This is a genomic window from Roseisolibacter sp. H3M3-2 (assembly GCF_029211165.1).
Taxonomy (GTDB): Bacteria; Gemmatimonadota; Gemmatimonadetes; order Gemmatimonadales; family Gemmatimonadaceae; genus Roseisolibacter.
Map to the genome: position 1 here is coordinate 1 of NZ_JARGEK010000083.1, position 15498 is coordinate 15498.

The 15498-nt window shown below is 72.5% G+C and carries 17 protein-coding genes; all 17 read left to right on the forward strand.

The features are described 5' to 3' along the window. Positions 1-879 (forward strand): N-acetylmuramoyl-L-alanine amidase (locus tag PYV61_RS09255; RefSeq protein WP_275830634.1); only part of this gene is annotated, 879 nt, incomplete at its 5' end. Then, the gene (locus tag PYV61_RS09260) at positions 876-1850 is read left to right on the forward strand and encodes a dihydroorotate dehydrogenase (RefSeq protein ID WP_275830637.1); all 975 of its coding nucleotides are present in this window, start codon (positions 876-878) and stop codon (positions 1848-1850) included. The genes PYV61_RS09255 and PYV61_RS09260, both read left to right, overlap by 4 nt. After that, positions 1847-2593, forward strand: a complete 747-nt coding sequence (gene pyrF, locus PYV61_RS09265; protein WP_275830639.1) for an orotidine-5'-phosphate decarboxylase — start codon at positions 1847-1849, stop codon at positions 2591-2593. The genes PYV61_RS09260 and pyrF overlap by 4 nt, the downstream gene beginning before the upstream one ends. A gap of 47 nt (positions 2594-2640) precedes the next feature. Continuing rightward, positions 2641-2757, forward strand: coding sequence for a 50S ribosomal protein L36 (gene rpmJ, locus PYV61_RS09270; RefSeq protein WP_275830641.1), 117 nt, complete (start codon positions 2641-2643; stop codon positions 2755-2757). A 1-nt stretch (position 2758) separates the two neighbouring features. Beyond that, the gene (gene rpsM, locus PYV61_RS09275; RefSeq protein ID WP_275830643.1) at positions 2759-3136 is read left to right on the forward strand and encodes a 30S ribosomal protein S13; all 378 of its coding nucleotides are present in this window, start codon (positions 2759-2761) and stop codon (positions 3134-3136) included. Then, positions 3136-3513 (forward strand): 30S ribosomal protein S11, encoded by a 378-nt coding sequence (gene rpsK, locus PYV61_RS09280; protein WP_275830645.1) that lies wholly within the window; start codon positions 3136-3138, stop codon positions 3511-3513. Before rpsM ends, rpsK begins: the two co-directional genes overlap by 1 nt. A gap of 3 nt (positions 3514-3516) precedes the next feature. Further along, positions 3517-4152 carry a 30S ribosomal protein S4 gene (gene rpsD, locus PYV61_RS09285; RefSeq protein ID WP_275830647.1) on the forward strand — a complete coding sequence of 212 codons (636 nt, stop codon included), beginning with the start codon at positions 3517-3519 and terminating at the stop codon, positions 4150-4152. Between the two features lie 191 nt (positions 4153-4343). After that, positions 4344-5417, forward strand: coding sequence for a DNA-directed RNA polymerase subunit alpha (locus tag PYV61_RS09290; protein WP_275830649.1), 1074 nt, complete (start codon positions 4344-4346; stop codon positions 5415-5417). A gap of 12 nt (positions 5418-5429) precedes the next feature. Next, positions 5430-5783, forward strand: a complete 354-nt coding sequence (rplQ, locus tag PYV61_RS09295; RefSeq protein ID WP_275830651.1) for a 50S ribosomal protein L17 — start codon at positions 5430-5432, stop codon at positions 5781-5783. Between the two features lie 11 nt (positions 5784-5794). Further along, positions 5795-6016 carry a 50S ribosomal protein L28 gene (gene rpmB / locus PYV61_RS09300; protein ID WP_275830653.1) on the forward strand — a complete coding sequence of 74 codons (222 nt, stop codon included), beginning with the start codon at positions 5795-5797 and terminating at the stop codon, positions 6014-6016. Positions 6017-6091: 75 nt separating this feature from the next. Then, positions 6092-7075, forward strand: a complete 984-nt coding sequence (gene gmd, locus PYV61_RS09305) for a GDP-mannose 4,6-dehydratase (protein ID WP_275830655.1) — start codon at positions 6092-6094, stop codon at positions 7073-7075. Between the two features lie 8 nt (positions 7076-7083). Beyond that, positions 7084-8043 carry a GDP-mannose 4,6-dehydratase gene (locus PYV61_RS09310; RefSeq protein WP_275830657.1) on the forward strand — a complete coding sequence of 320 codons (960 nt, stop codon included), beginning with the start codon at positions 7084-7086 and terminating at the stop codon, positions 8041-8043. A 22-nt stretch (positions 8044-8065) separates the two neighbouring features. Continuing rightward, positions 8066-11320, forward strand: a complete 3255-nt coding sequence (carB, locus tag PYV61_RS09315) for a carbamoyl-phosphate synthase large subunit (protein WP_275830659.1) — start codon at positions 8066-8068, stop codon at positions 11318-11320. Positions 11321-11333: 13 nt separating this feature from the next. Next, complete coding sequence (locus PYV61_RS09320; RefSeq protein ID WP_275830661.1) at positions 11334-11954, forward strand: acyltransferase; 621 nt, start codon at positions 11334-11336, stop codon at positions 11952-11954. 129 nt (positions 11955-12083) lie between these two features. After that, positions 12084-13196, forward strand: a complete 1113-nt coding sequence (locus PYV61_RS09325; protein ID WP_275830663.1) for a DegT/DnrJ/EryC1/StrS family aminotransferase — start codon at positions 12084-12086, stop codon at positions 13194-13196. A 31-nt stretch (positions 13197-13227) separates the two neighbouring features. Continuing rightward, on the forward strand, positions 13228-14613 hold the full coding sequence (locus PYV61_RS09330) for a nucleotide sugar dehydrogenase (protein WP_275830665.1): 1386 nt from the start codon (positions 13228-13230) through the stop codon (positions 14611-14613). Between the two features lie 43 nt (positions 14614-14656). Further along, positions 14657-15498 (forward strand): outer membrane protein assembly factor BamD (bamD, locus tag PYV61_RS09335; RefSeq protein ID WP_275830668.1); only part of this gene is annotated, 842 nt, incomplete at its 3' end.

Genomic DNA, 15498 nt, shown 5'->3' on the forward strand with positions numbered 1-15498 from the left:
CCGCCGCCGTCCGCGCCCGCCGCGACCCCCGCGCCGGCCGCCGCGGACTCGACCCCCGCGTCGGTGCGGCTGCCGAGCATCATCGGGCCGCGCCGGACGCCGACCGTGGAGCCCGTGCCGGCCGACCGGCCGAGCGGCGGTGGGGAGCTGGCGCGTCGGACGGTCGTCGTCGACGCCGGGCACGGCGGCCCCGACGCCGGCATGTCGGGGCCGATCGGCGGCGGGACCCGGATCCTCGAGAAGCACGTCACCCTCGCCGTCGCGCAGCAGCTGCGGAACGTCCTGCGCGAGCGCGGCGTCGGCGTGGCGATGACCCGCACCACCGACACCCTGATCGCGCTCGCCGACCGCGGGCGGATCGCCTCGCAGCGGAACGGCGACCTGTTCGTCTCGATCCACGTCAACGCCGCCAACCCGGCCTGGAGGAACCCCGGCGGGACGCGCGGCTTCGAGACCTACTTCCTGTCTGAGGCCCGGACCGCCGACGACCGCCGGGTCGCCGAGCTGGAGAACGAGTCGGTCCGGTTCGAGGGGGCGTCGGCGTCGGCGGGGAGCGATCCGCTCGCGTTCATCATGCGCGACATGGCGCAGAACGAGCACCTCCGCGAGTCGAGCGCGCTGGCGTCGATCGTCCAGCGCCGGCTGGGGCAGGTGCACCCGGGGCCGAGCCGCGGGGTGCGGCAGGCGGGGTTCCGGGTGCTCGTGTCGGCGTTCATGCCCGCGGTGCTGGTCGAGATCGGGTTCGGGTCGAACCCCGAGGACGCGGCCTGGATCTCCAGCCCGGCCGGGCAGCGCGCCATCGCCGACGCCGTGGCCGATGCCGCGATCGAGTACCTCCGCCGCTACGAGCAGCGCACCCGCCCCGGAGCCCGCCCGTGACCCTCGTCGCCGCCCCGCCGCTCGCGCCGACCGCCCTCCAGCCCGCCCCCGCGGGCCGACTGTCGGTCGCGTTCGCCGGGCTCGCGTTCCAGAACCCGGTGGTGCTGGCCTCGGGAACGGCCGGCTACGGCCACGAGCTGCGCGAGGTGGTCGACCTCGACGCACTCGGCGGGATCGTCACCAAGGCGGTGAGCCTGGAGCCCCGGAAGGGGAACCCCGCGCCGCGGGTCGCCGAGTTCGCGGGCGGCATGATCAACGCGATCGGTCTCGCGAACCCGGGCGTCGACGCGGTGCGCGCCGAGCACCTGCCGAGGCTGCGCCCGCTCGTCGCGCGGGCGCGGGTGCTGGTGAACGTGGTCGGCTTCGCGGTCGAGGAGTTCGCCGCGGTCGTCGAGCGGCTCGACGACGCGCCGGCCGTCGAGGGGTTCGAGTTGAACGTGAGCTGCCCCAACGTAAAGGCTGGTGGGGCTGAGTTTGGCTCCGATCACCTCGCGTTGGAGGCACTGGTCGCGCGGGCCCGGGCGGCGACCCGGAAGCCGCTGGTCGTGAAGCTGTCGCCGGTGCTCCCGCGGGTGGCCGACACGGCGCGGGTGGCGGTCGACGCCGGCGCCGACGCGCTGACGCTCACCAACACGATCCCCGGCCTGGTGGTCGACGTCGACCGCCGGCGGCCGGCGCTGGGCTTCGGCTCGGGCGGGGTGAGCGGGGCGGGGCTGGTGCCCGTCGGCGCGCTGGCGACCTGGCGGGTGCGGCAGGCGGTGTCGGTCCCGATCATCGGGCTGGGCGGGATCCGGACGGCGGCCGACGCGCTCCAGTACGTCCTGGCCGGCGCGTCGCTGGTCGGGATCGGGACGGCGGCGATGCAGGACCCGCGCTCCCCCGAGCGGGTCGTTCGCGACCTCGACCGGTGGTGTGCGCGCGAGGGCGTCCGGCTGGCGGAGCTGGTCGGGGCGCTGGAGTGGCCGCGATGAGCGGCCTTCCCGTGGTCCGCCCGATCGTCGCCCTCGACGTCCCCGACCGCGCCGCGGCCGTCGCGCTGGTCGACCGGCTCGGCGAAGCCGGCGACTTCTACAAGGTCGGGCTCGAGCTGTACACCGCCGAGGGCCCGGACGTCGTGCGGTGGCTGCGCGGGATGGGGAAGGACGTCTTCCTCGACCTCAAGTTCCACGACATCCCGAACACTGTCGGCGGGGCCTGTCGGTCGGCCGCCCGGCTCGGGGTCGCGCTGACCACCGTCCACGCGTACGGGGGCCCGACCATGCTGGCCGCCGCGGTGGAGGGGGCGGGCGGCGCCGGGGCGCCGTGCGGGGTGCTGGCGGTGACCGTCCTGACCTCGCACTCGGCGGCCGACCTGGGCGCGGCCGTCGGGCGCGGGGTGGACGACATCCAGGCCGAAGTGCTGCGGCTGGCCGGGCTGGCGCGGGCGGCGGGGGCGCACGGCGTCGTCTGCAGCGGCCAGGAGGTGGCGGCGGTGCGGGCGGCGCACGGCGACGCGGCGGTGGCGATGGTGCCCGGGGTGCGGCTGGCCGGGGGGGCGACGCACGACCAGGCCCGGGTCGTGACGCCCGAGGCGGCGGCGGCCGGCGGGGCGCGCTACGTCGTGGTGGGGCGGGCCGTGACGGGGGCGGCCGATCCGTCGGTGGCGCTGGCGGCGGTGCGGGCCGGGCTGACGGCCGGGTCCGGGGCCTTGCATTCGGGGCCTAACCCCATTTGATTGCGGGTCTTGGCCGAAAAATTCATCGTGTTCGACTGGAGCGCACTGTGAAAGTCCGCAGCAGCGTGAAGCCGATCTGCGAGCACTGCAAGGTCGTCAAGCGCGACGGCGTGACTCGCATCATCTGCTCGCGCAATCCCAAGCACAAGCAGCGTCAGGGCTGACATGGCACGTATCGCCGGCGTCGATCTCCCTCGCGACAAGAAGGTCGAGATCGGGCTCACCTACATCTTCGGGATCGGCCGCGCCACGGCGCTGGCGATCCTCGAGGCGACGGGCGTGAACCCCGCGCAGCGCATCCGCGACCTGAGCGACGCCGACGTGGCGCGGCTCCGCGCGGAGATCGAGCGCGCGCACAAGGTCGAGGGGGCGCTCCGCACCGAGACCGCGATGAACATCAAGCGGTTGATGGACATCGGGTCGTACCGCGGGATCCGCCACCGCCGCGGCCTCCCGGTCCGCGGGCAGCGCACGCACACCAACGCCCGCACCAAGAAGGGCCCGCGCCGCGCGATCGCCGGCAAGAAGAAGGTGACCAAGTAATGGCTACCGCGAAGAAGGCGAAGAAGGTCGTCGAGGCCGAGGGCGTGGCGCACGTCCAGGCCACGTTCAACAACACGACCGTCACCATCACCGACAGCCGGGGCAACGCGATCGCCTGGGGCTCGTCGGGGAAGGCCGGGTTCAAGGGGTCCAAGAAGTCGACCCCGTTCGCGGCCACGGTCGCCTCGGAGCAGTGCGCCAAGGAGGCGCTGTCGGCCGGGGTGCGTCGGGTGCACGTGCGCGTCCAGGGGCCGGGCTCGGGGCGCGAGAGCGCCATCCAGGCGCTCGCCGCCGCCGGGCTCCAGGTCAAGTCGATCAAGGACGTCACCCCGATTCCGCACAACGGCTGCCGGCCGCCGAAGCGCCGGAGGGTCTAACCAATGGCGCGCTACACGGGTCCCAGCTGCCGGCAGTGCCGGCGCGAGGGGACGAAGCTGTTCCTGAAGGGCACCAAGTGCTTCACCGAGAAGTGCCCGGTCGAGCGCCGCCCGTACGCCCCCGGCCAGCACGGCCAGGCGACGGCCCGCCGCCGCAAGGTCTCGGAGTACGCGAAGCAGCTGCGCGAGAAGCAGAAGATCAAGCGCATCTACGGGATCTCGGAGCGGCAGTTCCGGAACACGTTCGAGAAGGTCGCCGGCCTCCAGGGGATCACCGGCCACAACCTGCTCGCCGCGCTGGAGAGCCGCCTCGACAACATCGTGTACCGCATGGGCTTCGCGCCGAGCCGCAAGGCGGCCCGCCAGCTCATCCGGCACCGTCACGTCGAGGTCCGGCAGCGCACGGTCGACGTCCCCAGCTTCCAGGTGAAGCCGGGCGAGGAGATCCGCGTGAAGCAGGCCTCGCGCGAGATGCCGCTCGTGATGGCCGCGATGGACCAGTCGTCGCGCGGCGCGCCGCTCTCGTGGATCGCGGTCGACAAGGAGTCGTACTCCGGCCGCATGCTCGAGAAGCCGCAGCGCCAGAGCATCCCGATCGCCGCGCAGGAGCAGCTGGTCGTCGAGCTCTACTCGAAGTAAGCACGACAGCGCCGAGCGTGGAGCGGCGAGCGTCGAGTGAACCCCTCGCCGCTCACCGCTCCACGCTCGCCGCTAACAGGGTCGGGACCTTCACTCCCCAACGAGCCTGCCGCGCGTGAAGGGCGGGGCAGGGCGTCGCCGGGACGCGTCGTGAGACGCCCTCCCGGTCGGACCAGGACCAACACCACCGCATGGCCACCACCATCGATCTCCGCGGGCTCGTCCGGCCGCAGCTCGTCGAGTCGACGAAGCGCGCCGACAACCCGAACGTCGCCGAGTTCAACCTGCAGCCGCTCGAGCGCGGCTTCGGGCACACGCTCGGCAACGCGATGCGCCGCCTCCTGCTGTCGTCGCTCCGCGGCGCGGCCGTCTGGGGCTTCCGCATCGACGGCGTCGTGCACGAGCACCAGACCATCCCGGGCGTCGTCGAGGACGTCCACCAGATCATCGGCCAGCTCAAGACGCTCGTCCTGCAGATGGACGAGGACGTCGAGAACGCGGTCCTGCGCATCCAGAAGGGGGAGGCCGGGCCGGTGACGGCCGGCGACATCCAGGCGGCGTCGGGCGTGCGCGTGGTCGAGGCGGGGCACCACCTGTTCACGCTCCAGGAGGACCGGGAGCTGAACGTGGAGCTCTACGTCAACAAGGGGCGCGGCTACGTCGAGAGCGACCAGCACCCGGTGGACCGCGGGCTCCCCGTGGACCTCGTGCGCGTGGACGCGATCTACAACCCGGTGCGCCGCGCCAACTTCGCCGTCGCCGAGACGCGCGTCGGGCAGCGCACCGACTACGACCGCCTGACGCTGACGGTCGAGACCAACGGCACCATCACGCCCGAGGAGGCGGTCAGCTACGCGGCCGCCCTCGCGCAGACGCACTTCCAGTACTTCGCGGGCTTCGGCTCGCACGCGGCGGCCGCGGTGGCGGCGGGCGGCGACACCGGCGGCGGCGACGCGCGTCGGATGGGCGACCTGCTCCGCACCCCCATCGACGACCTCGAGCTCTCGGTGCGGAGCGTCAACTCGCTCAAGAACTCGAACATCCGTACGCTCGGCGACCTGGTGCGGCAGACGGAGAGCCAGATCCTCCAGGTCAAGAACTTCGGCAAGAAGTCCCTCCAGGAGATCGCCGATCTCCTCGAGCGCGAGGGGCTGAACTTTGGCATGCGCTACGAGGAAGCCGGCGACGGCGTGCGGATCACCGATTGGGGGACCGCGCCCAGCCGGGCGGCCGCGAACGCGCCGGAAGACGACGACGAGGAGTAAGGGAGAGACCCCATGCGTCACCGTAAGGCCGGGCGGCAGCTGCGCCGCACCAGCGAGCAGCGCCTCGCGCTGCTCCGCAACCTCGCGACCTCGCTCATCGAGCAGGGCGCGATCGAGACCACCGAGGCGAAGGCGAAGGAGCTCCGGCCCTTCGTCGAGAAGCTCGTCACCAAGGCGAAGGCCGGCACGCTGCACGCGCGCCGCCTCGCCGGCCGCCACGTGCAGAAGCGCGACGCGGCGGACAAGCTGTTCCGCGAGTGGGGGCCGAAGTTCGCCACGCGCCCCGGCGGCTACACCCGCATCCTGAAGACCGGCCACCGCCGGGGCGACGGGGCGGAGATGGCCCGCATCGAGTTCGTGAGCTGAGGAACCGATCCATGGCCATCAACCGCAGCCGCTGCTACGTCTGCAACAAGGGCGTCGCCTTCGGCAACAACGTCTCGCACGCGAACAACAAGACGCGCCGCACCTGGAAGCCCAACCTCCAGGTCGCCCGCATCGCCGAGGGCGGCAAGATCATCAAGATCAAGGTCTGCACGTCCTGCCTGAACGCCGGCAAGATCCAGCGCGCCCCGCGCGGCGTCGCCGCCGCGGTCTGACGCGGATCGACGCGCCGTCGTGAGCGAGGGGAGCCCCACCGGGCTCCCCTTTCTCGTGTGCCTATATTCCGCGCCATGCCCACCGCGCTCATCACCGGCATCACCGGCCAGGACGGCTCCTACCTCGCCGAGCTCCTGCTCGAGAAGGGGTACCGCGTCGTCGGCGTCGTGCGCCGCAGCTCGACCACCCCGTACGAGCGCATCGGCCACCTGGTCGACCGCGTCGAGCTGGCCTCCGCCGACCTGCTCGACCAGACGTCGCTCACCGACGTCGTCGCCGACACGAAGCCCGACGAGATCTACAACCTCGCCGCGCAGAGCTTCGTGCAGACCTCGTGGAACCAGCCGGTGCTCACCGGCGAGTTCACCGCGCTCGGCGTCACGCGCATGCTCGAGGCGATGAAGAAGGCGGCGCCCAAGGCGCGCTTCTACCAGGCCAGCTCCTCCGAGCAGTTCGGCAAGGTCGTCGAGACGCCGCAGTCCGAGACGACGCCGTTCTACCCGCGCTCCCCGTACGGCGTCGCCAAGGTCTACGGGCACTGGATCACCGTGAACTACCGCGAGAGCTTCGGCCTCTACGCGGTGAGCGGGATCCTGTTCAACCACGAGTCGCCGCGGCGCGGGCTCGAGTTCGTGACGCGCAAGATCAGCGACGGCGTGGCGCGCATCGCCTGCGGGCTGCAGACGGAGCTCCGCCTCGGCAACCTCGAGGCGCGCCGCGACTGGGGCTTCGCCGGCGACTACGTCGACGCGATGTGGCGCATGCTGCAGCAGGACGCGCCCGACGACTACGTCATCGGCACCGGCGAGACGTGGAGCGTCGCGCAGTTCTGCGAGCTGGCGTTCGGCGCCGTCGGACGCGACTACCGCGACCACGTCGTGCAGGACGAGCGCTTCTTCCGCCCCGCCGAGGTCGACCTGCTGGTCGGCGACCCGGCCAAGGCCAAGGCGCAGCTCGGGTGGGAGCGCCGCGTCGACTTCCCGGGGCTGGTGACGATGATGGTCGAGGCGGACCTGGCGCGGTACCGCCGGCTCGGGCACGCGCCCGCCGGCGGCTGAGCGGGCGCGTGGCCACGTCGCAGCGCGCCCTCGTCACCGGCGCGTCGGGCTTCGTCGGCGGGTGGCTGCTCGGCGCGCTGCACGCGGCGGGGTGGGAGGTGACCGCGCTCGCGCAGGAGGGGCCGGCGCGCCCCGCGCCGACCGCGCGCTGGATGGCGGGCGACGTCCGCGACCCCGCCCACCTCGCCGCGGCGCGCGACGCCGCGCGCCCCGACGCGATCTTCCACCTCGCCGGCGTGACGTTCGTGCCGGCCGCCGGGCGCGACCCCGGGCTGGCCGCCGAGGTGAACGTCGTGGCGGCGGCGCGGCTGCTCGGGCTGGTGCGCGAGCGGCGGAGGGCGGGGACGCTCGACCCTACCGTGCTGGTGGTCGGGAGCGCCGAGCAGTACGGCCGGCACGACGACGCCGAGCTGCCGCTGCGGGAGGACGCCCCGCTGCGCCCGCACACCGTCTACGCGGCCACCAAGGTCGCGCAGGAGGCGCTGGCGCTCGAGGCGTGGCGCTCCGACGGGGTGCGCGTGATCGCGACCCGCAGCTTCAACCACAGCGGCCCGGGGCAGGCGTCGCGCTTCCTGCTGCCGGGGCTCGTGGGGCGCGCCCGCGCGCTCCGGGCCGCCGGCGGCGGCGCGCCGCTCCTGGTCGGCAACCAGACGACCGTCCGCGACTTCCTGCATGTGAGCGACGTCGTGGCCGCCTATATTGCCCTCGTCGGCGCCGGCCGGGCGGGGGAGGTCTACAACGTGGCGAGCGGCGTCGGACACAGCGTCGGCGCGCTCGCCCGTCGCGTGCTCGCCCGCTTCGGCCTCGCGTCGGCGGTCGAGAGCGACCCGGCGCTGGTGCGCCCGGTGGACGTGCCGGCGCTGGTCGGCGACGCGACGAAGCTGCGCGCGGACGCCGGCTGGGCGCCGCGCCACGACCTCGACGCGCTGCTCGACGCGCTGATCGCCGCCCCGCCGCCCGACGCCTGACCGCCCGCCCACTCCGCCCGCCATGCCCCGCCGCAACGACCTGCACAAGATCCTCGTCATCGGCTCCGGCCCGATCATCATCGGGCAGGCCGCGGAGTTCGACTACTCGGGGACGCAGGCGCTGAAGGCGCTGCGCGAGGAGGGGTACGAGGTCGTCCTGGTGAACTCGAACCCGGCGACGATCATGACGGACCCGGAGTTCGCCGACCGGACGTACGTCGAGCCGGTGACCCCCGAGTACGTCGAGCGGATCGTCGCCCGCGAGCGCCCCGACGCGATCCTCCCGACCATGGGCGGGCAGACGGCGCTCAACGTCGCGATGGCGCTCGCCGAGAGCGGGGTGCTGGAACGCTACGGCGTGGAGCTGATCGGCGCCGACGCGCGGTCGATCAAGATGGCCGAGGACCGCCAGGAGTTCGAGCTGGCGATGAAGCGCATCGGCCTCCAGACGCCGGCCGGGAAGTTCGCGACCACGTGGGACGAGGCGCTCGAGATCGCGGCCTGGACGGGCTTCCCCGCGATCATCCGGCCGTCGTTCACGCTCGGCGGGACCGGCGGCGGGATCGCGTACAACCGCGACGAGTACGAGAGCATCGTGCGCCGCGGGCTCGACCTGTCGCCGGTGAAGCAGGTGCTCATCGAGCGCTCGCTCCTCGGCTGGAAGGAGTTCGAGCTCGAGGTCATGCGCGACACGGCCGACAACGTCGTGATCGTCTGCTCGATCGAGAACTTCGACCCGATGGGCGTGCACACGGGCGACTCGATCACCGTCGCCCCGGCGATGACGCTCACCGACCGCGAGTACCAGGTGATGCGCGACGCGGCCTGCGCGATCATCCGCGAGATCGGCGTCGCCGCCGGCGGGTGCAACATCCAGTTCGCGGTCAACCCGACGAACGGCGAGCTGGTCGTCATCGAGATGAACCCGCGCGTGTCGCGGTCGTCGGCGCTGGCGTCCAAGGCCACCGGCTTCCCGATCGCGCGCATCGGCGCCAAGCTGGCCGTCGGCTACCGCCTCGACGAGATCCCGAACGACATCACGAAGACGACGCCGGCGTCGTTCGAGCCGGTGCTCGACTACGTGGTGGTGAAGTGCCCGCGCTTCGCGTTCGAGAAGTTCGCCGCCTCCGACCCGCGGCTGACGACGCAGATGAAGAGCGTCGGCGAGAGCATGGCGATCGGGCGCACGTTCAAGGAGGCGTTCCAGAAGGCGCTGCGCGCCCTCGAGACCGGGCGCCCCGGCTGGGCGGTGGGCGCCGCGCCGGCCGACGACCGCCTCGCCGACGGCGAGATCGCGACGCTCCGCGCCGCGCTGCGCCAGCCGACTCCCGAGCGCGTCTACCAGATCAAGCGCGCGATGCTCGCCGGGCTCTCGGTCGACGAGATCCACGAGCTGTCCAAGGTCGACCCCTGGTTCCTGCACCAGCTGCGCGAGCTGGTCGAGGCCGAGCGGGCGTACGCCGCGCTGGGCGAGGTCGACGCCGGCGCGCTGCGCCGCATGAAGCGCCTCGGCTTCTCCGACCGCCAGCTCGCCGCGCTGCGGGGGGAGGGGGAGGCCGACGTGCGCGGCCGGCGCTGGTCGCTCGGCGTGCGCCCGGCGTACAAGATGGTCGACACCTGCGCCGGCGAGTTCCCGTCGGCCACGCCGTACCTGTACGGCAGCTACGACGAGGAGAACGAGGCGCCGCGGAGCGGGCGCAAGTCGGTCGTCATCCTCGGCTCGGGCCCCAACCGGATCGGGCAGGGGGTCGAGTTCGACTACTGCTGCGTGCGCGCGGCGCTCGCGCTGCGCGAGCAGGGGTACGAGACGATCATGGTCAACTCGAACCCCGAGACCGTCTCGACCGACTTCGACATCTCCGACAAGCTGTACTTCGAGCCGCTGACGCTCGAGGACGTGCTGGAGATCGTAGACCGCGAGCAGCCGGTGGGCGTCGTCGTGCAGCTCGGCGGGCAGACGCCGCTCAAGCTGACCCGCCCGCTGGAGGCGGCCGGGGTGACCATCCTCGGCACCTCGCCCGACGCGATCGACATCGCCGAGGACCGCCGCCGCTTCGAGGAGCTGGCGCGCGAGCTCGGGCTGACGCAGCCGCCGAGCGGCACGGCCACCAGCGTCGAGGAGGCGGTGGCGATCGCGAACCGGGTCGGCTACCCGTCGCTGGTGCGCCCGTCGTACGTGCTCGGGGGCCGGGCGATGGAGATCGTGTACGACGAGGCGTCGCTGCGCGAGTACTTCACGCGCGCCGTGCAGGTCTCGGAGGACCGGCCGGTGCTCATCGACCGGTTCCTCGAGGACGCCTACGAGGCCGACGTCGACGCGGTGTCCGACGGCACCCGGGTGGTCATCGGCGCGGTGATGCAGCACATCGAGGACGCCGGCATCCACTCGGGCGACTCGGCGTGCGTGCTCCCGCCGTACATCCTGACCGAGCAGGACCAGGCGACCATGCGCCGCCAGACCGAGGCGCTGGCGAAGAAGCTCGGCGTGGTCGGGCTGATCAACGTGCAGTACGCGATGCGCGACGGGCAGGTGTACGTGCTCGAGGTGAACCCGCGCGCCAGCCGCACGATCCCGTTCGTCAGCAAGGCGGTCGGCGTGCCGCTGGCGTCGGTCGCGGCGCGCGTGATGCTCGGCGAGTCGCTGGAGGACGTCGGGTACACCGCCGAGGTGGTGCCGCCGTACGTGTCGGTGAAGGAGGCGGTGTTCCCGTTCAACAAGTTCCGCGAGTTCGACCCGGTGCTCGGGCCGGAGATGCGGTCGACGGGCGAGGTGATGGGGATCGCCGACTCGTTCGGGGCGGCGTTCCTCAAGTCGCAGCTCGCGGCCGACAACCGGCTGCCGGGCGAGGGCGCGATCTTCGTGACGGTGAACGACCGCGACAAGCCGGCCGCGACGCCGATCGTGCGCCGCTTCTACGAGATGGGGTTCCGCCTCTACGCCACCGAGGGGACGGCGCGCTTCCTCAGCCAGCGCGGCGTGCCGTGCCAGCCGGTGCTCAAGCTGCACGAGGGGCGGCCGAACGGGCTGGACCTGATCGTGAACGGCGAGATCCAGCTTCTCATCAACACCCCGCTCGGCAAGTACGCGCAGGTGGACGACTACAAGCTCCGCCAGGCGGCCATCGCGCGCCGCGTGGCGTACACCACGACGCTGTCGGCGGCCAACGCGGCCTGCGACGCGATCCTCTCCATGCGGTCGCGCCCCGGCCAGGTGCGCGCGCTGCAGGAGTGGTACGAGGCGCTCGGCGCCGCCCCGGCGGCGACCGCCGCGGTCTGACCCCCCGACTCCGATGATCGACTCCACGGCCTACATCCACCCCTCCAGCTTCGTCGACGACGGCGCGAAGGTCGGCGCCGGCACGAAGATCTGGCACTTCTGCCACGTCATCTCGGGCGCCGAGATCGGCGAGCGCTGCTCGCTCGGGCAGAACGTGGTCGTCATGGGCAGCGTCCGGATCGGCGACAACGTCAAGATCCAGAACAACGTCTCGGTATACGAGGGCGTGGTCCTCGAGGACGACGTGTTCTGCGGGCCGTCGATGGTGTTCACGAACGTCATCAACCCGCGCAGCCACGTCTCGCGGAAGCACGAGTACCGCCAGACGCGGGTCCGCCGCGGCGCGTCGATCGGGGCCAACGCGACGATCGTCTGCGGCGCGACGCTCGGCGAGTACGCGTTCGTCGGCGCGGGCGCGGTGGTGTCGCGCGACGTGCCGGCGTACGCGCTCGTGGTGGGCGTGCCGGCGCGGCAGATCGGGTGGATGTGCCAGTGCGGCGAGCGGCTCCCGCTCCCCGTGGCGACCCCCGACGCGGCGGTGCGCAGCCGGTGCGAGGCCTGCGGGACGCGCTTCCTGCTGATCGGCGACGAGCTGCGGCGCGCCGAGGACCAGGGGGACGACGCGGCCGCGTGACCCTTTCGCGGCCTCGGCCGTCACGCAGGCGGCCTCGGCGCGTTTCTTGTTGACTTCGCCTCGGGGGGGCCGCAGCTTTCGCCGGCTCCCCCCTTCATCCGTTCCACGCCTCTCTCCCAGCCGCCCGCGATGCCCGTCCCGCTCCTCGACCTCCGCGCCCAGCACGCCACGATCCGCGACGACGTGATCGCGGCCATGCTCAAGGTCGTCGACGATCAGGCCTTCATCCTCGGCGAGCCCGTGTCGCAGCTCGAATGCGAGGTCGCGGGGCTGTCGCACACGAAGTACGCGGTGGGGTGCGCCAACGGCACCGACGCGCTGCTGCTCGCGCTGCGCGCCCTCGACGTCGGCCACGGCGACGAGGTGGTGACCAGCCCGTTCACCTTCTTCGCGACCGCGGGGACGATCCACAACGCGGGCGCGAAGCCGGTGTTCGTGGACATCGAGCCGCGCACGTTCAACATCGCGCCGGCGGCGGTGGCGGCGGCGGTCGGCCCGAAGACGAAGGCCGTCGTGCCCGTCGACCTGTTCGGCCAGATGGCGCCGATCGAGGAGGTGCGGGCGGCGGCCAAGGGGCTCCCCGTGATCGAGGACGCGGCCCAGTCGATCGGCGCCCGCCGGATGATCGACGGCGAGTGGCGCATGGCCGGCGAGGTGGCGACGATCTGCACCTTCAGCTTCTTCCCGTCCAAGAACCTCGGCGGGTTCGGCGACGGCGGCATGATGGTGACGCAGGACGACGCGCTGTTCGAGCGCCTCATGAAGCTGCGCACCCACGGCAGCCGGAAGACCTACTACCACGAGATCGTCGGCTTCAACAGCCGCCTCGACGCGCTGCAGGCCGCGGTGCTCCGCGCCAAGCTGCCGCACCTCCAGGGCTGGAGCGCCAAGCGCCGCGCGAACGCGGCGTTCTACGACCAGGCGCTCGCCGACCTCGCGGACATCCGGACGCCGTACGTCGAGCCGCAGAACGAGTCGATCTACAACCAGTACACGATCCGCGCGGAGCAGCGCGACGCGCTCCAGGCCCACCTGAAGGAGCGCGGGATCGGCACGTCGGTGTACTACCCCCTCCCGCTGCACCTGCAGCCCTGCTTCGCGTACCTCGGCTACCGCGAGGGGCAGTGCCCCGAGGCGGAGCGGGCGTCGAAGGAGGTGCTGTCGCTGCCGATCTTCCCCGAGCTCACGCAGTCGCAGCTCGAGGAAGTCGTCGTCGCGGTCCGCGCCTTCTACGGGCGCTGAGTCCCGCCCCCCCCGTTCCGTCGTCGTTCCCATGAGAGAGCAGCTGCTCGGCAAGATCGCGGATCGTTCGGCCGTCGTCGGCGTCGTCGGCCTCGGCTACGTCGGCCTGCCGCTCGCGATGGAGTTCGCGAAGGCCGGCTTCCAGGTCATCGGCTACGACGTCAGCCAGCGCGTCGTCGACCTGCTGAACCGCGGCGAGTCGCACATCCAGGACGTGCCGGCCGCCGAGGTGGCGGCGCAGGTGCAGGCCGGCCGGTTCGTGGCCAGCGCCGACGAGCCGCGCCTGCGCGAGTGCGACGCGATCTCGATCGCCGTGCCGACGCCGCTCTCCAAGACGCGCGACCCGGACATGGCGTTCGTGCTGGCGGTCGCCGACGCGATCCGCCGGCAGGCGCGCCCGGGGATGGTGGTGGTGCTGGAGAGCACGACCTACCCCGGCACCACCCGCGAGCTGCTGCAGCCGCGCCTCGAGGAGGCCGGGCTGACGGTGGGCGAGGACGTGTTCGTCGCGTTCAGCCCGGAGCGGGTCGACCCGGGCAACGAGAAGTGGCACACGAAGAACACCCCGAAGGTGCTGGGCGGCATCACGCCGGCCTGCGTCGAGGTGGCGGCGAAGCTCTACGAGGCGTGCATCGACACGGTGGTGCCGGTGTCGTCGCCCGAGGCGGCGGAGCTGGTGAAGCTGCTCGAGAACACGTTCCGCGCGGTGAACATCGGGCTCGTCAACGAGATCGCGATCATCTGCGACAAGCTCGGCGTCGACGTGTGGGAGGTCATCGACGCGGCGGCCACCAAGCCGTTCGGCTTCATGAAGTTCACGCCGGGGCCGGGGATCGGCGGGCACTGCATCCCGCTCGACCCGCACTACCTCGCGTGGAAGATGCGCACGCTGAACTACAAGACGCGGTTCATCGACCTGGCGAGCGAGATCAACTCGTCGATGCCCGACTTCGTCGTCGAGAAGGTCGCGCACGCGCTGAACGACCGCCGCAAGGCGGTGAACGGGAGCCGCGTGCTCGTGCTCGGGATCGCGTACAAGCGCGACATCGACGACATGCGCGAGAGCCCGGCGCTCGACGTGATGCGCCTGCTGGAGCAGCGCGGGGCCGAGGTGACGTACCACGACCCGCACGTCGCCAGCTACCGCGAGGACGGGCACTCCCGCTCGGGCGTGCCGCTGACGGTCGAGGCGCTCGAGGCGGCCGACGCGGTCGTGGTGGTCACCGACCACCGGGCGATCGACTGGCAGATGGTCGTCGACCACGCCGACGTCGTGATCGACACCCGGAACGCGCTGTCCAAGCTGCGCCCGGGGCGCGCGGTCGTCCTGTCGCTGGCGAGCGCCCACGTGGCCGGCGCCGGCGTGCCGGCCGCCGGGGCGCTCCCCGCGGCCCCGGCCCGGGTGGCGGCGCACTGATGACTCGGCAACCCGGCGGGGGGGCTGGGGGTACCAACGCGTGATGCCCCAGCCGACCTCCCCCGCCCACCGGCGCGCCGCCCTGCTGCTCGTCCTCGTCGCGCTCGCCGCGTCCGCCTGCGGCGGGCGCGGCTTCCAGCCGCGCCGGTTCACGCAGGCGGGCGAGCTGTACGCGGCGTCGCTGCGCGAGTTCCAGAAGAAGAAGTGGGACAACGCGCTCGCGGGGTTCGACCTGCTCGCGACCCAGCTGCCGGCGCGCGACACCCTGCTGCCGCAGATCTACTTCCGCCAGGGGCAGGCGCACTCCCGCAAGGGGGAGCACCTGCTGTCGGCGCAGGCGTACCAGCGCATCGGGGACGCCTTCCCGGACGACAGCCTGGCCGACGACGCGCTCTACCAGCAGGCGAAGGAGTACCAGGCGCTCTGGCGCAAGCCGCAGCTGGACGCGCAGTACGGCCAGACGTCGCTGGGCACCTTCCGGCAGCTGCTGACGCTGTACCCGGACTCGCCGCTGACCAAGGACGCCGGGCAGCAGATCGCGACGCTGAACGAGTGGTTCGCCACGAAGGACTACGACACCGGCATGCACTACTTCCGCCGGAAGGCGTACGACCCGGGGCTGATCTACTTCCGCGACGTGGTGCGCCTGTACCCGGGGACGCCGGCGGCCCGCCGCGCGTACTTCCGGATGGTCGACTCCTACCGCGCGATCAACTACAAGGAGGAGCTCGACGAGGTGTGCGCGGAGATGCGCCGCTTCTACCCGCAGGACGCCGAGGTCGCGCGCACCTGCTCGTCGGTGCAGCCGCCGTCGACCGCGGGGCAGCCGTCGGCGACGCGCGCCGCCGCCGCCGCCGGCGCGCCCGCCCCAGCCGCCCCGGCCGG